This is a genomic window from Enterobacter sp. RIT418 (assembly GCF_003057745.1).
Classification (GTDB): Bacteria; Pseudomonadota; Gammaproteobacteria; order Enterobacterales; family Enterobacteriaceae; genus Enterobacter.
Genome location: NZ_QBJD02000005.1, coordinates 1 through 25,094, shown reverse-complemented (window position 1 = coordinate 25,094; position 25,094 = coordinate 1). Strand labels below are relative to the sequence as shown.

The 25,094-nt window shown below is 57.6% G+C and carries 17 protein-coding genes and 1 riboswitch; of the genes, 8 read left to right on the top strand and 9 right to left on the bottom strand.

The annotated features are described in order from the left end of the window. Window positions 1–63: 63 nt before the first annotated feature. Genes DBY73_RS06860 through DBY73_RS06840 form a run of 5 tightly spaced genes read right to left on the bottom strand, consistent with a single transcriptional unit; the run spans window position 64 to window position 6,243 of the window. Window positions 64–768: a fimbria/pilus periplasmic chaperone gene (locus DBY73_RS06860; RefSeq protein WP_112010435.1), complete on the bottom strand. Its 705-nt coding sequence runs from the start codon at window positions 766–768 to the stop codon at window positions 64–66. Further along, window positions 765–2,372 (bottom strand): fimbrial protein, encoded by a 1,608-nt coding sequence (locus tag DBY73_RS06855; protein WP_112010434.1) that lies wholly within the window; start codon window positions 2,370–2,372, stop codon window positions 765–767. The genes DBY73_RS06860 and DBY73_RS06855 overlap by 4 nt, the downstream gene beginning before the upstream one ends. A 10-nt stretch (window positions 2,373–2,382) precedes the next feature. Continuing rightward, a complete protein-coding gene (locus tag DBY73_RS06850; RefSeq protein WP_112010433.1) occupies window positions 2,383–4,881 on the bottom strand; it encodes a CS1-pili formation C-terminal domain-containing protein in 2,499 nt (832 codons plus the stop codon). Window positions 4,882–4,928: 47 nt separating this feature from the next. Beyond that, window positions 4,929–5,606, bottom strand: a complete 678-nt coding sequence (locus tag DBY73_RS06845) for a hypothetical protein (RefSeq protein ID WP_112010432.1) — start codon at window positions 5,604–5,606, stop codon at window positions 4,929–4,931. Window positions 5,607–5,655: 49 nt separating this feature from the next. Continuing rightward, window positions 5,656–6,243 carry a common pilus major fimbrillin subunit EcpA gene (locus tag DBY73_RS06840; RefSeq protein WP_112010710.1) on the bottom strand — a complete coding sequence of 196 codons (588 nt, stop codon included), beginning with the start codon at window positions 6,241–6,243 and terminating at the stop codon, window positions 5,656–5,658. Window positions 6,244–6,967: 724 nt separating this feature from the next. Between DBY73_RS06840 and DBY73_RS06835 the strand changes: the two genes are divergently transcribed. From DBY73_RS06835 to yegS, 8 genes are all read left to right on the top strand, one after another. Then, on the top strand, window positions 6,968–8,197 hold the full coding sequence (locus tag DBY73_RS06835; RefSeq protein ID WP_112010431.1) for an MdtA/MuxA family multidrug efflux RND transporter periplasmic adaptor subunit: 1,230 nt from the start codon (window positions 6,968–6,970) through the stop codon (window positions 8,195–8,197). Beyond that, window positions 8,197–11,319 carry an MdtB/MuxB family multidrug efflux RND transporter permease subunit gene (locus tag DBY73_RS06830; RefSeq protein ID WP_112010430.1) on the top strand — a complete coding sequence of 1,041 codons (3,123 nt, stop codon included), beginning with the start codon at window positions 8,197–8,199 and terminating at the stop codon, window positions 11,317–11,319. The genes DBY73_RS06835 and DBY73_RS06830 overlap by 1 nt, the downstream gene beginning before the upstream one ends. Next, complete coding sequence (gene mdtC / locus DBY73_RS06825) at window positions 11,320–14,397, top strand: multidrug efflux RND transporter permease subunit MdtC (RefSeq protein ID WP_112010429.1); 3,078 nt, start codon at window positions 11,320–11,322, stop codon at window positions 14,395–14,397. Continuing rightward, complete coding sequence (locus DBY73_RS06820) at window positions 14,398–15,813, top strand: MFS transporter (RefSeq protein ID WP_112010428.1); 1,416 nt, start codon at window positions 14,398–14,400, stop codon at window positions 15,811–15,813. Further along, window positions 15,810–17,213 (top strand): two-component system sensor histidine kinase BaeS, encoded by a 1,404-nt coding sequence (gene baeS / locus DBY73_RS06815; RefSeq protein WP_112010427.1) that lies wholly within the window; start codon window positions 15,810–15,812, stop codon window positions 17,211–17,213. The genes DBY73_RS06820 and baeS overlap by 4 nt, the downstream gene beginning before the upstream one ends. Further along, window positions 17,210–17,932: a two-component system response regulator BaeR gene (baeR, locus tag DBY73_RS06810; RefSeq protein ID WP_112010426.1), complete on the top strand. Its 723-nt coding sequence runs from the start codon at window positions 17,210–17,212 to the stop codon at window positions 17,930–17,932. The genes baeS and baeR overlap by 4 nt, the downstream gene beginning before the upstream one ends. A gap of 205 nt (window positions 17,933–18,137) precedes the next feature. Further along, complete coding sequence (gene yegQ / locus DBY73_RS06805; RefSeq protein WP_112010425.1) at window positions 18,138–19,499, top strand: tRNA 5-hydroxyuridine modification protein YegQ; 1,362 nt, start codon at window positions 18,138–18,140, stop codon at window positions 19,497–19,499. A gap of 248 nt (window positions 19,500–19,747) precedes the next feature. Continuing rightward, window positions 19,748–20,647, top strand: coding sequence for a lipid kinase YegS (yegS, locus tag DBY73_RS06800; RefSeq protein ID WP_112010424.1), 900 nt, complete (start codon window positions 19,748–19,750; stop codon window positions 20,645–20,647). A 114-nt stretch (window positions 20,648–20,761) separates the two neighbouring features. On the opposite strand, the gene fbaB is transcribed toward yegS, so the two are convergent. The 4 genes from fbaB to DBY73_RS22075 all read right to left on the bottom strand — a co-directional run bounded on the left by fbaB (window position 20,762) and on the right by DBY73_RS22075 (window position 24,054). Then, window positions 20,762–21,814, bottom strand: coding sequence for a class I fructose-bisphosphate aldolase (gene fbaB, locus DBY73_RS06795; protein WP_112010423.1), 1,053 nt, complete (start codon window positions 21,812–21,814; stop codon window positions 20,762–20,764). Between the two features lie 139 nt (window positions 21,815–21,953). Beyond that, window positions 21,954–22,754: a bifunctional hydroxymethylpyrimidine kinase/phosphomethylpyrimidine kinase gene (thiD, locus tag DBY73_RS06790; protein ID WP_112010422.1), complete on the bottom strand. Its 801-nt coding sequence runs from the start codon at window positions 22,752–22,754 to the stop codon at window positions 21,954–21,956. Continuing rightward, window positions 22,751–23,521 carry a hydroxyethylthiazole kinase gene (gene thiM / locus DBY73_RS06785; protein ID WP_112010421.1) on the bottom strand — a complete coding sequence of 257 codons (771 nt, stop codon included), beginning with the start codon at window positions 23,519–23,521 and terminating at the stop codon, window positions 22,751–22,753. Before thiM ends, thiD begins: the two co-directional genes overlap by 4 nt. 35 nt (window positions 23,522–23,556) lie before the next feature. Further along, window positions 23,557–23,654: riboswitch (TPP riboswitch) on the bottom strand. Window positions 23,655–23,874: 220 nt separating this feature from the next. Next, the gene (locus tag DBY73_RS22075) at window positions 23,875–24,054 is read right to left on the bottom strand and encodes a hypothetical protein (protein ID WP_146745753.1); all 180 of its coding nucleotides are present in this window, start codon (window positions 24,052–24,054) and stop codon (window positions 23,875–23,877) included. Window positions 24,055–25,094 lie beyond the last annotated feature (1,040 nt).

The following is a 25,094-nucleotide window of genomic DNA, read 5'->3' as shown; positions in this document are numbered from 1 at the left end:
GGAGATATCATCACCCGATCCAGAATAATTTTATTGAAAAGAGTTAGCAATATAATATTCTTTTCATTTGATGCTGTTTTGAGCATCAAAACAGGCATTACCCAAGGGTATATATTTTTTCATCGCGACAATGAATTTTTTATTTTGCCCCTTCAACCTTGCGCTATCAAACGTTTCGCCGGGCAGCAGGTAAATCATCTCGGCCTCATCGTCCGCCGAGTGACAGCCTTTGTGCAGAATGAGCTTAAAAAATGTATTTCCGGTATTTTTTATTACGCCTCGACTCTCGTCCAGCGAATAGCTAAAACTGATTTTTCTGGGGCGAACCACCAGAATGGTTTCCATGGCAACGACGGGTACCGCCTCGCTTTTTTTTCCTCCACGTTTCTCGGGAAACAGCAGCATAGGCATCTCCCTATACAGGATCCTGTAGTAGCGCTCCCGATCGTCTTCCGGTCCGCGATAGAAAATCTTGAAAAACTCACCGCTTCCCGGAGACAGCGAGAAGCTCAGCGGAGCAAAGAGAAGCTCTCCGTTTGCAATACGTTCACGACGTTCGCCTCCCGCTCCCGGCCGGTCTATTTTTACGGCTGCGATACCGTACAAATTCTGTTTGCTGCCGTCGTTCACGATTCGCTTGCTGATAAACGACTCGTCGGACGCCATTTCATAGATCGTTGAGTCCATATAAATGGCGTTCGCGCGAGGTAAAAATAACGCCGCCAGCAGGAGTGCTGAATAAAAAATCGCTACGCGCCCACGGCTCATGGCGTGACTCCCACCCAGTTTGCCGTCACCCGCAGCTCGCCGCTTGCGCTCACCACGCCTTCCCAGTCGCTGCCGGAGACCGTGAGCAAAGAGCGGGAGTCATTCATAGGAAACAGCAGCGTCAGGTTTGTCGTGAAAAAGCTGCCGTCGTCGGTGTTGTTTGCATCCCATGGAGCCTGCTGCCATAGCGCATTGCTGAGGCTTATGGCCTCTTCGCTGCAGCTGTTGCGCGCCTGCACGGTGCCGCCGGAACGGTCGCTGTAGCGCAGATACGCCGGAATGGGCACATTTATGCCGTCCTGCCCGGACGTAAACAGGCAGTAAGGAACAGAATTGATCGTCGTGCTGTCTCCGGTAACCTGCGCCGTAATGCTATCTGCCTGGCGCGGGCCGGATACGGTAATGACATAATCCATTTCAATTGGCGTTTCTTCTCCAATAACGCCGCTGCCGCTGGCTGAGGTGGTATTGTCCGACGTCAATATGCTTATCCCATACTCTTTCGGCACAATATTCAGCTGTAGCGACGGTGAAAACTGATAATAACCCGACTCCGGCGTCACGCTATTCGTAAATGCAAACGTAAAGGGCTGCGTGTTCGAAATACTCACGCCAGCGTCGACCATATTCTTTAAAAACGTCTTTGAGAGAAAGACATAGACATACTCTCCGCCGCTGCTGAAGAGGTTGCTGTAAATCACCGCGCTGCTGAAGTTTGTCCAGCTTTGCCCATCGCCGGAATATTTAATCGTTGCCGCAGCCGGTGAAAAGCCCAGCAGCGCGCTGTCGGCGTACATTCGAATACGCAGCGAATTTGTCAGGCTGCTGGACTGGCTAAAATGATACGAGATCATTTTGCAGATCACGCCGTCGACGTTGCCCACCACGCCCAGCTCGCAGAAGCCGCTGTCTTTGGCGATGCTGGGCGTACCGTCGCTGGCGATCCACAATTCCTGGAACGCGTTGGTTGATTCAAGCGACAGGTGCCCTACCTTGGTCAGTGAATAGGGCCGAATGTACCAGTTGCCGCTGCTTTGATCCTTACAGCGCTCGCCGGCTGCATAATCATAGTCGACCGTCGTGCGGCAAAAGTTGAGGTTATAGGTTTCTGTGGCCCCCACGGACATATTGCGGAAATAGTCATAGGCAGCGTCGCCCAAAGACGCGAAGCCGTAATACCCTCCGCCAATGCCTCCCCCCGTCGCTTTCGTGTGATAGAAACCGAATCGGTCGGTTAAATCCGCGGATATGTAGCCTGACGACGGGCAGTTAGCGCCCGTCGTACAGCGGATCCCGCGGAACGGTTCGCTTATTGGCGAGTTTTCAATCCACATGTCTTTATAATAATTCGTATTGGCAACCCAGCCGACGATGCCCATATAGCCCAGGCTGTCCTGATCGGAACCATATTTCACCCACGTGTTCGCGCCGCTGATGCGCGGATCGAGCGACGAGGGCGTGATGAAAAATTCATTATCGACGTTATTCTCGATAAACAAAAACGTGTTGCTCACCGCCGCCTGCGTTGACGCCGTGAGGGCCAGCGCCGGGCCCGAGACCGGCAGCATGGCGCAGGCAAAAAGCAATCCAGGAAGTAATTTCATTTTTTTATCCTTACCTTTGGGCCAGCGATTCCTGAGCGTTACACTGAATATCGCCCACCCACGCGGCACCGCGCGCCTTGTTAAGATCCAAATCGGCTTCGCAAATATTTCCGCTGCGTGAAACGAGGGTAATCACGGGGAATTTTTTATCGATATCAATGGCGAACTCGCCCTTATCGTCGGTACGCGTTTTTCCAATGTGATTGTGAATATCGACGTTCGCCGCGAGGTTACCGTCGGGATAGCGGATGCGGCCAAATACCGTCACCATGCTTTTTATATCGGGCGACACGATGCCGACGTTGCCGGGATAAAGGTTAAGCGTATCTTTACGCCCGGAAACAATATCAAAGCTGTCTTCCGAATTTTTATCGTTCATTATTTCCAGCTTGTATTGGGCATACGGCGGCAGGGCGATAAAGCTCGAGCTGCCGCTCAGCACATAGTGTTGATTATTAATTTTCGCCGCCAGCCTTCCGTCGCCCACGCTATCGGTTTTAATGATTATCCCCGAACGCTCCCTTTCCTTACTCAGGCCAAACTCTCCGCCCGCCCACGCGACCGAGCCCTGCGAGGAATAGTTCATGTTGGTAGAGGCATCCCCGGCGCGGGTCACGGAAACGGTGCCGGCATTGTATTTCGTGTCATACCCCAGGTTGCCGTTGACGGAGTAGCGGTTATCGCCGGCCTGCTCACCGCTCAGGCGCGTTGATGCAGAAAGCCCCACCGACCTGATCGCCCCTTCTGCGAACTGCTTGCGGGCGCTGATATTCCCCTGCGTGCTGCCGTAACGATCCCTCGAAACGCCCAGGCTCATCCACGAGGCCAGCGGGAGGGAGAAATCCAGGCTGATATAGCGCTCCTGGCGTCCGTCATCGTTGACGTTGTTGTAGTAATAGCGCTGGAGCCCCGCGCGCAACCCCACCGTGGCATAACGACCGGAATAGAGCGTCGTGCTGTAGTCGAGATTGCGATATTTGTTGCCGGAATAGCGGTTCACGGTCTGGCTCACGGTAAGTGAACCGCCGTGAGGCACAAATTTGCTCAGATTGAGCGTCGCGCCCACCGAGTCGTTATCGCGCTCCTGCACAGGCAAACGCGACCCGATATGGCTATCCTCGCGGGACGCCCACAGCGAGCCAAATCCTCCCGGCGACGACAGCGTAATATTGCTCACGTTTCGCCACGTGCCGTCGTTTGCCACCAGCGTCTGGGCGCCCACGCTCACGTGCTCATTGACGCTGAGCGTCACGTCCGTTTCGTTGACGGCGTTCGCGTCGAAACCGTAAAGCGTCGATTTCACGTTGAGCCCGGACAGCACCGCCAGGGTGGCGGACGCGGCGCCTCCTGCAATCCACGTCTGCTCGCTGCCCTCGTCGCGGTAATGATGACGTCGGTAGCTTACGCGGTCGTAGTCCAGGGAGCCGCCAAAAACCTGCCACGAGAATGAACCGGCCCCCGCCTGCTGTCGCCTCGAGAAGATTTTATTGACCCGGCTTACGAGAGTGTTGACCGTGCGGCCATTCACCACAATATCGACCCTGACGTCGTACACGCCGTAGGGGAATTTGCTGGTATCAATTTCATAGCTGCCCATATTGAAGTTTTGGACGCTGAGCAGCCGCCCCTCACGGAAAACATGCACTTCACCTGCCGCGGGCAGAAATACCTTTATCGGGGTTAGCGCCAGCGTCGTATTCTCGATAACCGTGCTGCCTTTATTGCCGTAGCTTACGCCGTAGATTTTTCCGCCGTTTAGCGCGTTAAGGCTGGCAATAGACTGAACGTTCCAGGTATCGAGCATCCCCAGCGCCACCCGGTAGCCTCCAACGTCGCGCTCGTACATCGCCCGATAAAGTTTGCCGGTGCTATTGCTGTTGCCAATGCCATAAAGCGAGCCGTTGATATTAAAATGGTGCTCCCGGAGCGCCGTCATATTATCGACGGTTAAATAGCTCCGTGAGCTGCTGCCGTTTTTATAATCATTGTAATACGAGCCAAAATTATAATTCAGCACGTTGGAGACGCCGTTAACGCTGGAAGGCCCGAGCAGGCTGCTTCGCGCCACGATTGCTTCCGTGAGCGCATCCTTGCTGACGATCATTTCCAGATGAAACGATGAGACGTTAAGCGTCAGGCTGGCGTCGGGCGTCAGGACGATTGAGGTGTTATCGCGAAACTTTACGTCGCGCATTTTATCAACCATCGCGCGGGTTTTATCCGACAGCACGGCGTTATCCGGCAAATCAACCAGCGTAATAGACCTGACGATAATATTTCCGTTATCCAATGAAATAACTGCATCAGCTATCTTTTGCTGGCTTTTTTCATCAGTTTTCTCATATCGAATATAAACGGGGACGCTCATCCCCTGCTCCAGGGATTGTGCAAAGGCACCGGGAATAACGTAATGACCAATTTTAACAGGCGCGGCATTCAGGTACCCAGGAATTAACGTCAAAGAGAGAATAACGCCTCTCCCTGCCAGAGAGTTAAATGACATATGCATCCTTACGCTTCGCTATTTTAATCCCGACCGGAAAACGTCATTGCTTATTACTTAGCGGAAATAAACTGTTTGCCATGCCAGATACCGACATGTGAATTTTTATTATTTACGTCCGTACGCTGAAGCTTAATTTTCGTACCCGGCATCACGTAATACCGCTCGCGACAGCCTTTCCCGCGGTCGTGAGAGGGGTCTTTACATGCGCCGTAGGCGATGACTCGAAACGATACATTTCCCTTATTTTCAATGACGTCATCACGTCGAGCGTAATCGAACCGCTCTTTTCGCGGCGCGACGACGAGCAGCGTACCGATTTCAGCGGATGCCGTCGCAACGGCGGCCTTGCTGGCATGCGTTACGCCGGTTTCACTCACCGGCTCATCGATCCACTGCAGCCGGTAATAGCGCTCCCTGTCATCGGCGGGGCCTTTATAGAAAAAACGAAATACGTCTTTCGCCTGGCCGGGCAGAATAAGGTTGGCCGGGGTCAGCAAAATCTCGCCCGCATTATTGGGTTTAATTTCCACACCATCGGGCAGCGGTGAAGAAAGCGGCTTTATGGAGACGCTGACGTAGCGGGCAGCATCGGTAGTATTGGTAATTTCTTTCGATAATGAACTCTGCTCTGCGGTCATTATCGACGTAATATCGCCCACGTTTATTGCCAGGCACGAAAAGGACAGCACCATCCCTGCCAAAAAGGTTATTGGCAAATATCTCTTCATGACATTTCCTCTAAAAACTCGGGGGAGATCTCCCCCGAATTCTGATGCATTACGCCGTTGGGGTGGTCCACGTTGCGTTGAACTGTACCTTCACGTCGCCCGTCCAGTAGCCGTCCGGTAGCGAGGAGTAATCCGTTACGGCCGTCGTTCCGTCAGACGTGGCGGAGGCAATGGTGAACTTGAAGCTGGACCGATCGCTAACGCGCTTCGTACCGTTGTACGCGCCGTCGGCCATCAGGCTTTCAAGACCGGACGTTGAGGATCCGTTCACAAGGATGGTTTCAGAGGCGTTTGACAGGGCTTTGCCATTCCACGCCACGCCAACGTTCAGCGTCGAGGCATCACCGCTGGCATTCGTCAGCGTGCTGCTAATAACCTGCGCGGTCAATTTGAAATCCGTTGCGCTGTCCTGGCCCTGAATCGTGACGTCAAACGCCCCGTCCTGAGCGTTAAAGCCCTTCAGGCCTTCGGCGTACTGGAACGTCAGAGAGTTCAGAGGGGTCACCACCAGCATGCTGGTCGTGTCTTTCGTCGCGGTCGCATCCCATGATGCGGTGGCCGAAGCGGTGACGTCCGCCAGCGCATTTGCTGTAGCAAATACAGAAGCCAAAGAGGCAACCAGTAATAATTTTTTCATTTTATCTTCTCCTGAGAACATACTTGCTACCTGACAATATTAGGGATATGTCAGAAGCTCCATTAGATGCGAGCAATAACCGCTGCGCGAAAAAAATTATTATTTGAATTAAGTTACATAACAACAAACAAAAATACGAATATTCTCAACCTACTTGAGAAAACCCCTAACCTAAAATCAGCAAAAGTCGACAAAACTAGCATTAAAACCCGGCAATGCTATTTTAATAAGAATTAAAAACCAATAATATATTCAAATTCATATTTTTTCACTAATTTTGATTTTTGATCCACATCAAATTGCACGCATCGTCCTGAAGGTAAAATTTGGCAATTAAATCAATACTCTATATCACGACACCCTAAAACCATTTGATTGTTAATGAAATGATATAAAAACGCTATAAAATATTTAATTAGAGAAAATTCCTAAGCCTTTTTAAATATATTGGAAATTATCTTAGAAAATCATTCATCCATTTTTATTTTTTCTTCTTTTAATTTTTATTGTCTATTTCTGGGCATTGCGTTTTTACGCCTATTACTTAAAAGCGCTGCCTGCGCCGCGTAAATCTAAAAGCCGGAAGCACATCACGTTGCCTCTCGCCGTACGTCCCTATCAGACAATTCCCTACGGTGTTCCACATTTCCTCCATTTTTCTGCCGGGATGCCTGACTAAACTAGTATCATTCCCCGAAGTGTTTCAGGATGAGAACGTATAACGATGAAAGGCCGTAACAAATCCCGCTGGGCCATTGCCGCCGGCATCATTGTGGTGGCACTTGCCGCCGCCTGGTACTGGCATAACCACTCTGCAAAAACGTCTGCACCTGCGGGTGCCAGCAGCCACCCGCAGCAGGCCTCGGGCGGACGTCGCGGCATGCGCGGCGGCGCGCTGGCTCCGGTTCAGGCGGCCACCGCGGTGAATAAAGCCGTGCCGCGTTATCTTACGGGTTTAGGGACCATTACCGCCGCCAACACCGTTACGGTGCGCAGCCGCGTTGACGGCCAGCTGATGGCCCTGCATTTTCAGGAAGGGCAGCAGGTAAAGGCCGGGGATCTCCTCGCCGAAATCGATCCGAGCCAGTTTAAGGTCAACCTTGCGCAGGCGCAGGGGCAGCTCGCCAAAGATAAAGCCACGCTCGCCAACGCCCAGCGCGATCTGGCGCGCTACCAGCAGCTGGTGAAAACCAACCTGGTCTCCAGACAGGAGCTGGACACCCAGCGCTCGCTGGTTAGCGAAACGCAGGGCACCGTCAAGGCCGATGAAGCCGCCGTTGCCAGCGCGCAGCTCCAGCTCGACTGGAGCCGCATCACCGCCCCGATTGACGGCCGCGTAGGCCTCAAGCAGGTGGACATCGGCAACCAGATTTCCAGCGGCGATACCACGGGCATCGTGGTCATCACCCAGACCCACCCAATCGATCTGGTCTTTACCCTGCCGGAGAGCGACATCGCCACCGTGGTGCAGGCGCAGAAGGCCGGAAAAGGGCTGGTGGTCGAGGCCTGGGACCGCACCAACAAACAGAAGCTCAGCGAAGGTTCCCTGCTCAGCCTGGATAACCAGATCGATACCACGACCGGCACCATCAAGCTGAAGGCGCGCTTTAACAATGAGGATGACGCCCTCTTCCCGAACCAGTTCGTCAATGCGCGCATGCTGGTTGCGACGGAAGAGAACGCCGTGGTGATCCCCACCGCCGCGCTGCAGATGGGTAATGAAGGAAACTTCGTCTGGGTGCTGAACGGCGACAATAAGGTGAGCAAACATCTGGTGAAAACCGGGATTCAGGACAGCCAGACGGTGGTGATTGCCGCCGGGCTTTCAGCGGGCGACCGCGTCGTCACCGACGGCATTGACCGCCTGACCGAAGGAGCCAAAGTCGAAGTCGTCGAGGCGCACGCAGGCACAGCAGCAGCCGAACAGCCTGCGAAACGGGGAGCGAAAGACTGATGCAGGTGATGCCGCCAAGCGCTACAGGTGGGCCATCACGCCTGTTTATTCTGCGCCCCGTTGCCACGACCCTGCTGATGGTGGCGATCCTGCTGGCCGGGATTATTGGCTACCGCTTCCTGCCGGTTTCGGCGCTGCCGGAAGTGGACTACCCGACGATTCAGGTGGTGACCCTTTATCCGGGCGCCAGTCCGGACGTGGTCACCTCCGCCATTACCGCCCCGCTGGAGCGCCAGTTCGGCCAGATGTCCGGCCTCAAGCAGATGTCCTCGCAAAGCTCCGGCGGCGCGTCGGTGGTCACGCTGCAGTTCCAGCTTACGCTGTCGCTGGACGTCGCCGAGCAGGAGGTGCAGGCCGCGATTAACGCCGCCACCAACCTGCTGCCGTCCGACCTGCCCAACCCGCCGGTCTACAGCAAGGTCAACCCGGCGGACCCGCCGATCATGACGCTGGCGGTCACCTCCTCCGCCCTGCCGATGACGCAGGTGGAAGACATGGTCGAAACCCGCGTGGCGCAGAAAATTTCTCAGGTTTCCGGCGTCGGCCTGGTGACGCTGGCGGGCGGGCAGCGCCCGGCCGTGCGCGTGAAGCTGAACGCGCAGGCGATTGCCGCGCTGGGCTTAACCAGCGAGACCATCCGCACCGCCATCAGCAACGCTAACGTCAACTCGGCGAAAGGCTCGCTCGATGGCCCAACGCGCGCGGTCACGCTTTCCGCAAACGATCAGATGCAGTCCGCCGACGAGTATCGTCAGCTGATCGTTGCCTACCAGAACGGCGCGCCGATTCGCCTGGGCGACGTGGCGACCGTTGAACAAGGCGCGGAAAACAGCTGGCTGGGCGCGTGGGCGAACAAACAGCAGGCGATCGTCATGAACGTTCAGCGCCAGCCCGGCGCCAACATCATTGATACCGCCGACAGCATCCGCGCGATGCTGCCGCAGCTGATTGAGAGCCTGCCGAAGTCGGTCAGCGTGAAGGTGCTTTCCGACCGCACCACCAACATTCGCGCCTCCGTCACCGACACCCAGTTCGAGCTGATGCTCGCCATCGCGCTGGTGGTGATGATCATCTATCTGTTCCTGCGCAACGTTCCGGCGACGATTATTCCCGCCGTCGCCGTACCGCTGTCGCTGGTCGGGACCTTCGCCGTCATGGTGTTCCTTGATTTTTCGATTAACAACCTGACGCTGATGGCGCTCACCATCGCCACCGGCTTCGTGGTGGACGACGCCATCGTGGTGATCGAGAACATCTCGCGCTACATCGAAAAGGGCGAAAAGCCGCTCGCCGCCGCGCTTAAGGGTGCGGGGGAGATTGGCTTTACGATCATCTCGCTGACCTTCTCGCTGATTGCGGTGCTGATCCCGCTGCTGTTTATGGGCGATATCGTGGGCCGCCTGTTCCGCGAGTTTGCGGTCACGCTGGCGGTGGCGATCCTGATCTCCGCCGTGGTGTCGCTAACCCTAACGCCAATGATGTGCGCGCGCATGCTGAGCGCGGAATCCCTGCGCAAGCAAAACCGCTTCTCGCGCGCCTCCGAGCGCATGTTCGAGCGCATCATTGCCGCCTACGGCCGCCTGTTGGCGAAGGTGCTGAACCACCCGTGGGCGACGCTCGGCGTGGCGCTGGGTACGTTGGCCCTGAGCGTGATGCTGTGGATTTTCATCCCGAAAGGCTTCTTCCCGATTCAGGACAACGGCATCATCCAGGGCACCCTCCAGGCCCCGCAGTCGGTTTCGTTCGCCAGCATGGCCCAGCGCCAGCAGCAGGTATCCGAGATCGTGATGAAGGACCCGGCGGTGGAAAGCCTGACCGCCTACGTCGGCGTGGACGGCACCAACCCGTCGCTGAACAGCGCGCGGCTGCAAATTAACCTCAAGCCGCTCGACGAGCGTGAGGACCGCGTGAACGCGGTGATTGAGCGCCTGCAGCAGGCGGTGGCGAAGGTGCCGGGCATTTCGCTTTACCTGCAGCCGATTCAGGATTTGACCATTGACACCCAGGTGAGCCGCACGCAGTACCAGTTTACGCTTCAGGCCACCAGCCTCGACGCGCTCAGCACCTGGGTGCCGCAGCTGGTCAACACGCTCCAGGCGCTGCCGCAGCTTTCCGACGTCAGCAGCGACTGGCAGGACAAAGGTCTGGCGGCCTACGTCAACGTGAACCGCGACGCCGCCAGCCGCCTGGGCATCACCATGGCGGACGTGGATAACGCCCTGTACAATGCCTTCGGCCAGCGCCTGATTTCGACCATCTACACCCAGGCAAACCAGTATCGCGTGGTGCTGGAGCACAACACCGACAGCACGCCGGGGCTCGCCGCGCTGGACACGGTGCGCCTGACCAGCAAGGACGGCGGCATCGTGCCGCTCAGCGCCATTGCCAGCGTCGAAGAGCGCTACGCCCCGCTTTCCATCAACCATCTGGATCAGTTCCCGTCCACCACCGTTTCGTTTAACGTCGCGGACGGGTATTCGCTGGGCGACGCGGTCGAGGCGATCCAGAATGCGGAAAAAACCATCAGCTTCCCGTCGGATATACAGACCCAGTTCCAGGGCAGCACGCTGGCGTTTCAGGCCGCGCTGGGCAGCACCGTCTGGCTGATCGTTGCCGCGGTGGTGGCGATGTACATCGTGCTCGGCGTGCTGTACGAGAGCTTTATTCACCCGATCACCATTCTCTCTACCCTGCCGACCGCCGGCGTGGGTGCCCTGCTGGCGCTGATGCTGGCGGGCAGCGAGCTGGACGTGATTGCGATTATCGGGATCATCCTGCTGATCGGCATCGTGAAGAAAAACGCCATCATGATGATCGACTTCGCCCTGGCCGCCGAGCGCGAGCAGGGCATGTCCCCGCGCGACGCCATTTTCCAGGCCTGCCTGCTGCGCTTTCGCCCGATCCTGATGACGACCCTCGCGGCGCTGTTAGGCGCGCTGCCGCTGATGCTCAGCACCGGCGTCGGGGCCGAGCTGCGCCGCCCGCTGGGGATCGGCATGGTCGGCGGGCTGCTGGTCAGCCAGGTGCTGACGCTGTTTACAACACCGGTGATCTACCTGCTGTTTGACCGCCTGGCGCTGTGGACCAAAAGCCGCTTCCCGAAACGTGAAGAGGAGGCGTAAGTGAAGTTTTTCGCCCTCTTCATTTATCGCCCGGTGGCAACGATTTTAATCTCGGTCGCTATCACCCTGTGCGGCGTGCTCGGCTTCCGGCTGCTGCCGGTGGCCCCGCTGCCGCAGGTGGATTTTCCGGTGATTATGGTCAGCGCCTCGCTGCCGGGCGCGTCGCCGGAGACCATGGCCTCGTCCGTCGCCACGCCGCTTGAGCGCTCGCTCGGGCGCATCGCGGGGGTCAACGAGATGACCTCCAGCAGCTCGCTCGGCAGCACGCGCATCATCCTGGAGTTCAGCTTCGATCGCGACATCAACGGCGCGGCGCGCGACGTGCAGGCGGCCATCAACGCCGCGCAGAGCCTGCTGCCGAGCGGCATGCCGAGCAGGCCGACCTACCGCAAGGCCAACCCCTCCGACGCGCCGATTATGATCTTAACGCTCACCTCGGACACCTATTCCCAGGGCGAGCTGTACGATTTCGCCTCCACCCAGCTGGCGCAAACCATCGCCCAGATCGACGGCGTGGGCGACGTGGACGTGGGCGGAAGTTCGCTGCCCGCCGTGCGCGTGGGCCTTAACCCGCAGGCGCTGTTTAACCAGGGCGTATCGCTGGACGACGTGCGTAGCGCCATCAGCAATGCCAACGTGCGTAAGCCGCAGGGCGCGATTGAGAACGACAGCCACCGCTGGCAGATCCAGACCAACGACGAGCTAAAAACGGCCGCCGAGTATGAGCCGCTGATTATTCACTACAACAACGGCGCGGCGGTGCGGCTAAGCGACGTTGCCAGCGTGACCAACTCCGTGCAGGACGTGCGCAACGCCGGGATGACCAACGCGAAGCCGGCGATTTTGCTGATGATCCGCAAGCTGCCGGAAGCCAACATTATCCAGACGGTCAACGGCATTCGCGAACGGCTGCCGGAACTGAAGGAGACCATTCCGGCAGCGATCGACCTGCAAATTGCCCAGGATCGCTCCCCGACGATCCGCGCCTCGCTTGAGGAGGTGGAGCAAACGCTGATCATCTCCATCGCGCTGGTGATCCTGGTGGTGTTCGTGTTCCTGCGTTCGGGGCGCGCAACGCTGATCCCCGCGGTGGCCGTTCCGGTGTCGCTGATTGGGACGTTTGCCGCCATGTACCTGTGCGGGTTTAGCCTTAACAACCTGTCGCTGATGGCGCTGACTATCGCCACCGGCTTTGTGGTCGACGACGCCATCGTGGTGCTGGAGAACATCTCCCGCCACCTTGAGGCGGGCATGAAGCCGCTGCAGGCGGCGCTTCAGGGGACGCGCGAGGTCGGCTTTACGGTGCTCTCCATGAGCCTGTCGCTGGTGGCGGTCTTCCTGCCGCTGCTGCTGATGGGCGGCCTGCCGGGGCGGCTGCTGCGCGAGTTTGCGGTCACGCTCTCGGTGGCGATAGGCATTTCGCTGGTGATTTCGCTGACGCTAACGCCAATGATGTGCGGCTGGATGCTCAAGCGCAGCAGGCCGCAGTCGCAGCCGCGCCGCAAAGGCTTTGGCCGCGTCCTTGTGGCGATGCAGGAAGGCTACGGGAAATCACTGCGCTGGGTGCTCAGGCACACCCGCATCGTTGGCCTGGTGCTGATTGGCACCATCGCGCTGAACGTCTGGATGTACATTACCATCCCGAAAACCTTCTTCCCGGAGCAGGACACCGGCGTGCTGATGGGCGGCATTCAGGCCGACCAGAGCATCTCGTTCCAGGCGATGCGCGGTAAATTGCAGGACTTCATGAAGATCATCCGCGAAGATCCGGCGGTGGATAACGTGACCGGCTTTACCGGCGGCTCCCGCGTGAACAGCGGCATGATGTTTATCACCCTCAAATCGCGCGACGAACGCAGCGAAACCGCGCAGCAGGTGATCGACCGCCTGCGCGTGAAGCTCGCCAAAGAGCCGGGGGCAAACCTGTTTTTGATGGCCGTTCAGGATATCCGCGTCGGCGGCCGCCAGGCCAACGCCAGCTACCAGTACACCCTGCTCTCTGACGACCTTGCCGCCCTGCGCGAGTGGGAGCCGAAGATCCGCAAGGCGCTGGCCGCCCTGCCGGAGCTGGCGGACGTTAACTCCGATCAGCAGGATAACGGTGCGGAGATGGCGCTCATTTACGATCGCGAAACCATGTCGCGGCTGGGCATTAACGTCGAGGCGGCGAACAGCCTGCTCAACAACGCTTTTGGCCAGCGCCAGATCTCCACCATCTACCAGCCGATGAACCAGTACAAGGTGGTGATGGAGGTTGACCCGCGCTATACCCAGGACATCAGCGCGCTGGACAAAATGTTTGTGATCAACAGCGACGGCAAGGCGATTCCGCTTTCGTACTTCGCCAGCTGGCAGCCGTCGAACGCGCCGCTTTCGGTGAACCACCAGGGGCTGTCCGCGGCGTCAACCATCTCGTTTAACCTGCCAACCGGCTCCTCGCTTTCGGAGGCCAGCGACGCCATTACTCGGGCCATGACCCAGCTCGGCGTGCCGTCCACGGTGCGCGGCAGCTTTGCCGGCACGGCGCAGGTATTCCAGGAGACGATGAACTCGCAGGTCATTTTGATTCTGGCGGCGATTGCGACGGTCTACATCGTGCTCGGCGTGCTGTACGAAAGCTACGTGCATCCGCTGACCATTCTCTCCACGCTGCCGTCGGCGGGCGTCGGGGCGCTGCTAGCGCTGGAGCTGTTCGGCGCGCCGTTTAGCCTTATCGCGCTGATTGGGATCATGCTGCTCATCGGCATCGTGAAGAAAAACGCGATCATGATGGTCGACTTCGCGCTGGACGCCCAGCGCAGCGGCGGCATGACGCCGGAAGAGGCCATCTTCCAGGCCTGTCTTCTGCGCTTCCGCCCGATTATGATGACCACGCTGGCGGCGCTGTTTGGCGCGCTGCCGCTGGTGATTTCCGGCGGAGACGGCTCCGAGCTGCGCCAGCCGCTGGGGATCACCATCGTCGGCGGGCTGGTGATGAGCCAGCTGCTCACGCTCTATACCACGCCGGTGGTCTATCTTTTCTTTGACCGCCTGCGGCTGCGCTTTTCGCGTAAAAACAGAACAACGGTGACCGAGTAAATGACCGTTCTCCCCAGCAGCGTTCGCTGGCAGCTTTGGATTGTCGCCTTCGGCTTCTTTATGCAGTCGCTGGACACGACCATCGTCAATACCGCCCTTCCCTCGATGGCGAGAAGCCTGGGGGAGAGCCCGCTGCATATGCATATGGTGATTGTCTCCTACGTGCTGACGGTGGCGATCATGCTGCCCGCCAGCGGCTGGCTGGCGGACAAGGTGGGCGTGCGGAATATCTTTTTCACCGCGATAGTGCTGTTCACCGCCGGGTCGCTGTTCTGCGCCCAGGCCAACACGCTCGACCAGCTGGTGATGGCGCGCGTGCTGCAGGGCGTGGGCGGCGCGATGATGGTGCCCGTCGGGCGGCTGACGGTGATGAAAATCGTGCCGCGCGAGCAGTATATGGCGGCGATGACCTTCGTCACCCTGCCCGGCCAGGTGGGGCCGCTGCTCGGTCCGGCGCTGGGCGGTATTCTGGTGGAGTACGCCTCGTGGCACTGGATTTTCCTGATCAACCTGCCGGTCGGCATCATCGGGGCGATTGCCACCCTGACGCTGATGCCGAACTACAAAATGCAGACCCGGCGCTTTGATTTCACCGGCTTTATTCTGCTGGCGGCGGGGATGGCCACGCTGACGCTGGCGCTCGACGGCCAAAAGGGGCTGGGAATTTCATCGCTCTCGCTCGCGGCGCTGGTGGCGATCGGTATCGCTGCCATCCTGTGGTATTTGTGGCACGCCAGAGGCAACGAGCGCGCGCTGTTCAGCCTGGCGCTGTTCAAAAACGCCACCTACCGTCTGGGGCTGTTCGGCAGCTTTGCCGGGCGCATCGGCAGCGGCATGCTGCCGTTTATGACGCCGGTATTTCTACAGATCGGCATGGGCTTTTCGCCGTTCCACGCGGGCCTGATGATGATCCCGATGGTGCTCGGCAGCATGGGCATGAAGCGCATCGTGGTGCAGGTGGTTAACCGCTTTGGCTATCGCCGCGTGCTGGTCGCCGCCACGCTCGGGCTGGCGCTGGTCAGCCTGCTGTTCATGGGCGTGGCGCTGATGGGCTGGTACTACGCGCTGCCGCTGGTGCTCTTCTGCCAGGGAATTATCAACTCCATGCGCTTCTCGTCGATGAATACCCTGACGCTGAAGGATTTGCCCGACGAGCTGGCCAGCAGCGGCAATAGCCTGCTGTCGATGATCATGCAGCTCTCCATGAGCGTGGGCGTTACCGTTGCGGGGCTGCTGCTCGGGATGTACGGGCAGCACCATCTCAGCGTAGACACCCCGGTTGCCCACCAGGTCTTTTTATATACCTACCTCAGCATGGCGGTGATTATCGCCCTGCCCGCTTTCATCTTCGCCAGAGTACCGGCGGATACCAGCAAGAACGTCGTTATCCGGCGCGGCAAAAGGAGTGCACCATGAAACTGTGGCGACCGGGCATTACCGGCAAGCTTTTTGTGGCGATTTTAGCCACCTGTATGGTTCTGCTGATCACCATGCACTGGGCGGTGCGGGTGAGCTTTGAGCGCGGGTTTATCGACTACATCAAGCACGGCAACGAGCAGCGCCTGCAGGGGCTGAGCGACGCGCTGGGCGAGCAGTACGCCCTGCACGGCAACTGGCGGTTCCTGCGCAATAACGACCGTTTTATTTTCCAGATCCTGCGCTCGCTGGAGCACGATAACGACGACGATCGCCCTGGCCCCGGCATGCCGCCGCACGGCTGGCGCACCCAGTTCTGGGTGATCGACCAGGACCAGCGCGTGCTGGTCGGCCCGCGCGCGCCGGTACCGCCGGACGGCTCAAAGCGCGCCGTCAAGGTAGACAATGCCATCGTCGGCTGGGTGATCGCCTCTCCGGTGGAGCGCCTGACGCGCAATACCGATATCAACTTTGACCGCCAGCAGCGCCAGACCAGCTGGCTTATCGTCGCGCTCTCCACGCTGCTGGCGGCACTCGCCACCTTCCCGCTGGCGCGCGGCCTGCTTGCGCCGGTCAAGCGGCTGGTGGAGGGCACGCACAGGCTGGCCGCCGGTGATTTTTCCACCCGCGTAGACACCCGCAGCCAGGACGAACTGGGCAAGCTGGCGCAGGACTTTAACCAGCTCGCGAGCACGCTGGAAAAAAATCAGCAGATGCGCCGGGACTTTATGGCCGACATTTCGCACGAGCTGCGCACCCCGCTGGCGGTGCTGCGCGGCGAGCTGGAGGCAATCCAGGACGGCGTGCGCCAGTTCACCCCTGAATCCGTCGCTTCCCTGCAGGCGGAGGTGGGCACGCTGACCAAGCTGGTGGACGATCTGCACCAGCTCTCCATGTCCGACGAGGGCGCGCTGGCCTACCAGAAAGCGCCGGTGGACGTGATTAACATTCTTGAAGTGGCGAGCGGCGCCTTCCGCGAGCGCTTCGCCAGCCGTAACCTGAAGATTGACCTTTCGCTGCCGGACAGCGCCGTGGTGTTTGGCGACAAAGACCGCCTGATGCAGCTCTTCAACAACCTGCTGGAAAACAGCCTGCGCTACACCGACAGCGGCGGCGGGCTGCACATTTCCGGCACGCGGGAAAACGGCCGCTTTGCCCTCACCTTTGCGGATTCTGCCCCCGGCGTGCAGGAGGCGCAGCTGGAAAAGCTGTTCGAGCGTTTTTACCGCACGGAAGGCTCGCGCAACCGCGCGAGCGGCGGCTCCGGACTGGGGCTGGCAATCTGCGTGAACATCGTCGAAGCGCACAACGGCACGATCCGCGCCGCCCATTCGCCTTTTGGCGGGGTTAGCATTACAGTAGAATTACCGCTGGAACGGGAGTTATCGAGAGAAGCATGACCGAGTTACCCATTGATGAAAACACGCCGCGCATCCTGATCGTGGAAGACGAGCCCAAGCTTGGGCAGCTCCTGATCGACTACCTGCGCGCGGCAAGCTACGCCCCTTCGCTGATTAGCCACGGCGACCAGGTGCTGCCCTACGTGCGCCAGACGCCGCCGGACCTGATCCTGCTGGACCTGATGCTGCCAGGCACCGACGGCCTGACCCTGTGCCGGGAAATCCGCCGCTTCTCGGACGTGCCTATCGTAATGGTCACCGCCAAAATCGAAGAGATCGACCGCCTGCTGGGCCTCGAAATTGGCGCGGACGATTACATCTGCAAGCCCTACAGCCCGCGCGAGGTGGTGGCCCGCGTGAAGACCATCCTGCGCCGCTGCAGGCCGCAGCGCGAGCTGCAGACGCTGGATGCCGAAAGCCCGCTGATCGTCGACGAAAGCCGCTTCCAGGCAAGCTGGCGCGGCAAGCTGCTGGACCTGACGCCCGCCGAGTTTCGCCTGCTTAAAACGCTCTCCCACGAGCCGGGCAAGGTGTTCTCGCGCGAGCAGCTGCTGAACAACCTGTATGACGATTACCGCGTGGTAACCGACCGCACCATCGACAGCCATATCAAAAACCTGCGCCGCAAGCTGGAGGCGCTGGACGCCGAGCAGTCGTTTATTCGCGCGGTGTACGGCGTGGGGTATCGCTGGGAAGCGGACGCGTGCAGGATTGCGTGACACAATATTCTCCTCCCCCTCACCCCAAAGGGGCGAGGGGACCGTAAGCTGCGGTTTTCACCCTCTCCTCTTTGGGGTGAGGGGGCAAAAACTTTACCTCCCTGCCCCTCGGCGCTACAATGCCCGCCCTTAAAGTAGGGGATCATCCCCTCACCGCGGCACCGGGTGCGCGCGGATCTGACCTGTCATCAGAACGAGAACAAACATGTTTAAACCGGAACTCCTCTCCCCGGCGGGAACGCTGCAAAATATGCGTTACGCTTTCGCCTATGGTGCCGACGCCGTATACGCGGGCCAGCCTCGCTACTCGCTGCGCGTGCGTAACAACGAATTCAACCACGAGAACCTGCAGCTCGGCATCAACGAAGCGCATGCCCTTGGCAAAAAATTCTACGTGGTGGTTAACATCGCGCCGCACAACGCCAAGCTGAAGACGTTCATTCGCGACCTGAAGCCGGTGGTGGATATGGGGCCGGACGCGCTGATCATGTCGGATCCGGGTTTAATCATGCTGGTTCGCGAAAACTTCCCGGAGATGGACATTCACCTGTCCGTGCAGGCCAACGCCGTCAACTGGGCGACGGTCAAGTTCTGGAAGCAGATGGGGCTGACGCGCGTCATTTTGTCTCGCGAACTGTCTCTCGAAGAGATCGAAGAGATCCGCACCCAGGTGCCGGATATGGAAATCGAAATTTTCGTTCACGGCGCGCTGTGCATGGCCTACTCCGGCCGCTGCCTGCTCTCCGGCTATATCAACAAGCGCGATCCGAACCAGGGCACCTGCACCAACGCCTGCCGCTGGGAATATAACGTTCAGGAAGGCAAAGAAGACGACATCGGCAATATCGTCCACAAGCACGAGCCGATTCCGGTTACCAACGTGGAGCCGACGCTCGGCATCGGCGCGCCGACCGACAGCGTGTTTATGATTGAAGAGGCCAAGCGTCCGGGCGAGTACATGACCGCCTTTGAAGACGAGCACGGCACCTACATCATGAACTCGAAAGATCTGCGCGCCATTGCGCACGTTGAGCGTTTAACGCAGATGGGCGTGCACTCCCTGAAAATCGAAGGCCGCACCAAGTCTTACTACTACTGCGCGCGCACCGCCCAGGTATACCGTAAGGCCATCGACGATGCCGCAGCCGGCAAACCGTTTGATACCAGCCTGCTGGAAACCCTGGAAGGCCTGGCGCACCGCGGCTATACCGAGGGCTTCCTGCGTCGTCACACCCACGACGACTACCAGAACTACGAGCACGGCTACTCCGTTTCCGAGCGCCAGCAGTTCGTCGGCGATTTCACCGGCGAGCGCAAGGGCGCGCTGGCGGCCGTGGCGGTGAAAAACAAGTTCACCAAGGGCGACAGCCTGGAGCTGATGACCCCGCAGGGCAACATGAACTTCACGCTGGAGCATCTGGAAAACGGCAAAGGGGAAGCGATTGAGGTCGCACCGGGCGACGGGCACACCGTCTGGATGCCGGTGCCGGAAGAGATCGAGCTGAAATTTGCGCTGCTGATGCGCAACTTCAACGGCGAAAGCACGCGTAATCCCCACGGCAAATAGTTAATCAGGGTAATTTTTTCACGCGGGGATGATTCTTAGAATCGGATCACATACCGCTTCGCTCAATGCGGGTATTATCCCTCCCGCTGAAAAACATAACCCATAAATGCTAGCTGTACCAGGAACCACCTCCTTAGCCCGCGTAATCTCCCTTACGTGGGCTTATTTTTTGCCTTTCGTCCAGTTCTTACCCGCTTTTTTCCCCGCTGCGATACACTCTTGATAGAGCTAAAAAGGGAATAATGTAAATGGCAACCTATCCAGACAGTTTATTGATTCTGAATGGCAAAAGTGCAGGCAACGATATTCTGCGCCAGGCAATTACCGCGCTACGCGAAGACGGAGCCCGCATCCACGTGCGCGTCACGTGGGAGAAAGGCGACGCGGCGCGCTATATCGACGAAGGCCGTCGGCTGGGCGTCGAGACCATCATTTCCGGCGGCGGCGACGGCACGATCAACGAAATTGCGAGCGCGCTTGTCGATCTGGACGCGGCTGAACGTCCGGCGATGGGCATTTTACCGCTCGGCACGGCCAATGATTTCGCCACCAGCGCGGGGATTCCGGAGGAGTTAGGCAAAGCACTCCAGCTGGCGATCCTCGGCAAGGCGACCGCGGTGGATATTGCCCAGGTGAATGATAAAACCTGTTTTATCAATATGGCCACGGGCGGCTTTGGCACCCGCATCACCAGCGAAACGCCGGAGAAGCTAAAGGCCGCGCTGGGCGGCGTGTCGTATTTGATTCATGGCCTGATGCGCATGGATACGCTGAAGCCCGACCGCTGTGAGATTCACGGCGAGAATTTCCACTGGCAGGGCGACGCGCTGGTCATTGGGATTGGCAACGGCCGCCAGGCGGGCGGCGGACAGCAGCTGTGCCCGGAGGCGCTGATCAACGACGGTCAGCTCCAGCTGCGTATTTTTACCGGAGACGGGCTGCTGCCCGCGCTGTTTACCACGCTGACGCAGCCGGAAGAGAGCCCGAATATCATTGCCGGGAAATCGGCATGGTTTGAGATTAACGCCCCGCACGGGATGACGTTTAACCTTGACGGCGAGCCGTTGAGCGGGACGCAGTTCCGCATTGAGGTCATTCCGGGCGCGCTGCAGTGCCGCTTGCCGCCGGACTGCGTGCTGCTGCGCTGATGTTTTACACGGTGCGCGATGATGCCCTCACCCAACCCTCTCCCACGGGAGAGGGAGAAAACCATACCGCGCTCGGCCTGTCCCCTCTCCCACTGGGAGAGGGGGATGGAGGCGTCAGGCAATCGTGACTTTGCTGTCCAGATAGACATCCTGAACCGCATTGATCAGCTTCACGCCGTCGGCCATTGATTTTTTAAACGCCTTACGGCCCAGAATCAGCCCCATGCCGCCCGCGCGTTTGTTAATCACCGCCGTGCGTACCGCGTCAGAAAGGTCGGTTTCGCCGCCCGCCGCGCCGCCGGAGTTAATCAGCCCCGCGCGGCCCATGTAGCAGTTCGCCAGCTGGTAACGCACCAGATCGATCGGGTTATCGCTGGTCAGCTTGCTGTAGACACGGTCATCGGTGTAGCCAAAGTTCACCGCCTTGTAGCCACCGTTATTCTCCGCCATTTTCTGCTTGACGATATCCGCACCAATCGTGGCCGCCAGGTGGTTCGCCTGCCCGGTGAGATCGGCAGAAACGTGATAGTCCACGCCGTCCTTCTTGAACGCGGAGTTGCGCAGATAGGCCCACAGCACCGTCACCATGCCCAGCTCGTGCGCGCGCTCGAAGGCCGCGGAGATCTCTTCAATCTGACGACGAGACTGCTCGGAGCCGAAATAGATCGTCGCCCCGACCGCCACCGCGCCCATATTGAACGCCTGCTCGACGCTGGCGTAGAGCGTCTGATCGTATTCGGTCGGGTAGCTCAGGGTTTCGTTGTGGTTCAGCTTGACGAGGAACGGAATGCGGTGCGCGTAGCGGCGCGATACGGAGGCCAGCACGCCGTAGGTTGACGCCACGCAGTTACAGCCGGCTTCAATCGCCAGCTCCACGATGTTTTTCGGATCGAAATAGAGCGGATTGGCCGCGAACGACGCGCCCGCAGAGTGTTCAACGCCCTGATCAACCGGCAGAATGGACAGATAGCCCGTACCGGCCAGTCGGCCCGTGTTGTAGAGCGTCTGCATGTTTCGCAGCACCGCCGGCGGACGGTTGTTATCCACCATCACGCGGTCTACGTAGTCGTGGCCAGGCAGGTAAAGCTGGTCGGATGGAATGGTCATACAGCGATGCTGCAAAAGGCCGTCGGCGTCTTTGCCAAGCAACTGCGCAATATCGGTCATAGCTATTCTCCCGTAGCGTGTTATCCAGGCCCACAGCGTTGTGGGCAGACTAAGCCTGGTACCGACTTAACAGATTTTCCACCATTTGCAACGTTATTCAGCACATTCTGCTGGCTCGATTCGTGTACATCGCGCCGCGTTACCACCACGCGTGAAAATGATGAACCGGCCCAATACCGTGGCCGACCTCCAGCGTGTCGGCCTGCGCCAGCGCGGCGGAAAGCCAGGTCTTGGCGTGGAGCACCGTATCATTCCAGCGTTGATGTCGCGGGCGCAGGGCGGCCAGCGCCGCGGAGAGCGTACAGCCCGTCCCGTGGGTGTTTTTCGTTTGCACGCGCGGCGCGGTAAAACGCTGCTCCCCGTCGCGGGTGAACAGCCAGTCGGGGCTTTCGGCATCGTCAAGATGTCCCCCCTTCATCAGCACCGCACCGCAGCCCAGCGCCAGCAGCGCGTGGCCCTGCGCCTTCATTTCGCGTTCATTCCGCGCGTGCGGCGCATCCAGCAGCGCGGCGGCTTCGGGCAGGTTTGGCGTAATGAGCGCCACCTGCGGCAGCAGCTTTTTGCGCAGCGTGTCAACCGCGGCCGGAGAGAGCAGCGGATCGCCGCTTTTCGCCAGCATCACGGTATCGAGCACCACGTTTTGCACCTGATAGCGCTGCAGCCGCTCGGCCACGGCCTCCACGATATCCGTCTCCGCCAGCATGCCAATCTTGGTGGTATCGATACGCACGTCGCTGAACACGGAGTCCAGCTGGGCCGCGACAAAATCCGGCTCAATGCGGTAGACCGACTGCACGCCGCGCGTATTCTGCGCCACCAGCGCGGTAATGACCGAACACCCGTACGCGCCAAGCGCGGAGAAGGTTTTTAAATCGGCCTGGATCCCCGCCCCGCCGCTCGGATCGGTGCCTGCGATAGTGAGTGCGTTAATCCGCTTCATGCCTGCACCTCCAGCGCGTACAGCGCGTCAAGAAAAGCGGAGGCGAAGCTGCCCGGCCCGCGAGCGTCCGCAGCCGCGCGCGACCCGGCGCGCTTCATCCACTTACAGGCCGCCGCCGCGTTGTCCAGCCGATCCCCCGGGAGCGAACAGCTGGCGGCCACAACCGCAGAAAGCGCGCACCCCGTCCCTACCACGCGGGTCATCAGCGGATCTCCGCCGGCGACCGTGCGGGTTCGCTGTCCGTCGGTGATGTAATCCACCTCCCCCGTGACCACGACGATGGCGCGGGTCCGTTCGGCCAGCGCCTGCGCCGCGGGCAACGCGCTGGACGCGCTGTCGGTGGAATCTACGCCGCGACCGCCTGCGCTCATTCCGGCCAGGGCCAGAATTTCGGAGGCATTGCCGCGAATGGCGGCGGGCTTAAGGGACAGAACCTGCTGGCAAAAGCGGGTGCGAAACGCCAGCGCGCCGACGGCAACCGGGTCGAGCGTCCAGGGTTTTCCCGCCGCGACGGCGCTTTCAATCGCCCGGCGCATCGACTGGGCGCGCGGCGCGGTCAGCGTACCGACGTTAATCAGCAGAGCGTCTGCCGCAGAGGCAAAGTGTTCCGCTTCATCGGCCTCGATCACCATCGCCGGGGAGGCGCCGAGGGCCAGTAACACGTTGGCGGTAAAGGCCTGCACGACGTCGTTGGTCATACAGTGCGTGAGCGGCGAGTGGGAATGGAACTGATGTAAAACGTGTAGATCGAGCAGGTCAGGCTGCATGGTTTCGCTCCTGCCTTACGTGAAGAAGCGATGACCGGGAAGGCATCTGACTTCCCTACGCTGGCATTATCCAGATCAGGTAATACGGGTATTTCTCAGCCTTCATTTAAGAAGGGCACCCCGAGTCAAATTCTATTTAATTCAATCAATTACACGTAAATATTTCGTAGGTGATTAGTTTAACCGGGTGTACAGTCCTAGCGCAAGAGGTTTCTTTTTAGATTGTTTTTTAAACATCTATCAAAGTAACTATCTCAGCTATGTTTAAGTGAGTGGTGATTTTCTAACAGATTTGAATCGGTCAACATCTCCCCCAAAAACAACAAAACCCCGCCAGAATGCGAGGTTACAGATTAGCTCTTTTTGTTGTGTCGTCTAGCGTTAGCATCGATTGAATTTTGTGTGTCGGAAACAAACATGCAGGTAGCTTCGCCATAAACTTTATTACCAGGGATCTTAATATCTTTATCAAGCTGAAATTTATTTTCAGGATCTAACCAAGATTCATACCCTTCAAGAGTTTGAATATCCATATAGAAGTTTTAGTAATTATGCCAACGTGGAGACACTTCACACCCTCTATATATCGGATATTTAGCTAAATGCTTTACATCATAGCAACGGCGTAACATCTCTTTCCAAAGCACATACGGCCTAAACATTTTGCCGTCTTTTTGTGCCTTGTGACCTTCCCCAATTAATCCGACACCGTAGACACTTCTGGAATTGGGATCTTTAATCATTCCCTGACGGACTAGGGATTTAATTACAGTTTTTTCATAACCTGTATTTTTGAATTTGATTTTAACATGCTTGCTACTGACCATTTCAATTATTTAAAAATCCCCAAAATCTTTATATTCAAATACATCACCAACTTTTAAAATAGAAATAGTCGTCATAGATTTTAATCATCCATATTATTTATCATCCTTGTATATATGCATATTACAAATGTTAGTTATTTAGTTCCTATCTTCACTAATTAAGAGATAAAAAATAAAGTTAGTTTAATCTGTCGGAATATTTATAGGTTTACTGACAGAAAAAATGCTGGCAAAAAAGCCACAGTTTGAAAGTGATTATTTTCACGGATATAATTATGTTCACATGCGTGAACGTCCGATAAGGAAATGATTAAAGGCAAAAGAAAGTTATAGATTAATTCCGACGCATTAATAAGATATTCTAGGGATATTACTTTTCTTTTGGCGCTGAGAAATTTTTGATTTCTACAGCTATTAGAGGATATTGGAGGGAAATTAATTTACTCTAATCACATCATACTTTTTCTTTTACGAATGAACAGAGTGAATGAGTTCCTTTTTCTAACGGATCTGTTTTCTTTTATAAGAAGAAGATCATCTATCTTTAGATAGAGCTAGGGCTGAACTTTATGCTTATAGCTTATCTCTTACGCAGCTTAGCTAGTGTGCCCTGCACACATGCTAAATAGCTATGCTATAAGCATATATTACAAAAATAGCGTTTTTGGTTCCACTTTCACCAATATTTAAAAAAAAGTTAAAAATAGATTAATTTTCGTCATAATTTGGGATAATACCAAATATTT

Excerpts from the sequence above, each read along its gene's own strand:
- DBY73_RS06850 (WP_112010433.1), bottom strand. The coding sequence starts at position 4,881 with ATGCATATGTCATTTAACTCTCTGGCAGGGAGAGGCGTTATTCTCTCT.
- DBY73_RS06835 (WP_112010431.1), top strand. The coding sequence starts at position 6,968 with ATGAAAGGCCGTAACAAATCCCGCTGGGCCATTGCCGCCGGCATCATT.
- thiD (WP_112010422.1), bottom strand. The coding sequence starts at position 22,754 with ATGAAGCGGATTAACGCACTCACTATCGCAGGCACCGATCCGAGCGGC.
- baeS (WP_112010427.1), top strand. The coding sequence starts at position 15,810 with ATGAAACTGTGGCGACCGGGCATTACCGGCAAGCTTTTTGTGGCGATT.
- DBY73_RS06855 (WP_112010434.1), bottom strand. The coding sequence starts at position 2,372 with ATGAAATTACTTCCTGGATTGCTTTTTGCCTGCGCCATGCTGCCGGTC.
- DBY73_RS06830 (WP_112010430.1), top strand. The coding sequence starts at position 8,197 with ATGCAGGTGATGCCGCCAAGCGCTACAGGTGGGCCATCACGCCTGTTT.
- DBY73_RS06845 (WP_112010432.1), bottom strand. The coding sequence starts at position 5,606 with ATGAAGAGATATTTGCCAATAACCTTTTTGGCAGGGATGGTGCTGTCC.
- DBY73_RS06860 (WP_112010435.1), bottom strand. The coding sequence starts at position 768 with ATGAGCCGTGGGCGCGTAGCGATTTTTTATTCAGCACTCCTGCTGGCG.
- thiM (WP_112010421.1), bottom strand. The coding sequence starts at position 23,521 with ATGCAGCCTGACCTGCTCGATCTACACGTTTTACATCAGTTCCATTCC.
- fbaB (WP_112010423.1), bottom strand. The coding sequence starts at position 21,814 with ATGACCGATATTGCGCAGTTGCTTGGCAAAGACGCCGACGGCCTTTTG.
- DBY73_RS06840 (WP_112010710.1), bottom strand. The coding sequence starts at position 6,243 with ATGAAAAAATTATTACTGGTTGCCTCTTTGGCTTCTGTATTTGCTACA.
- DBY73_RS22075 (WP_146745753.1), bottom strand. The coding sequence starts at position 24,054 with ATGGATATTCAAACTCTTGAAGGGTATGAATCTTGGTTAGATCCTGAA.
- DBY73_RS06820 (WP_112010428.1), top strand. The coding sequence starts at position 14,398 with ATGACCGTTCTCCCCAGCAGCGTTCGCTGGCAGCTTTGGATTGTCGCC.
- yegS (WP_112010424.1), top strand. The coding sequence starts at position 19,748 with ATGGCAACCTATCCAGACAGTTTATTGATTCTGAATGGCAAAAGTGCA.
- baeR (WP_112010426.1), top strand. The coding sequence starts at position 17,210 with ATGACCGAGTTACCCATTGATGAAAACACGCCGCGCATCCTGATCGTG.
- yegQ (WP_112010425.1), top strand. The coding sequence starts at position 18,138 with ATGTTTAAACCGGAACTCCTCTCCCCGGCGGGAACGCTGCAAAATATG.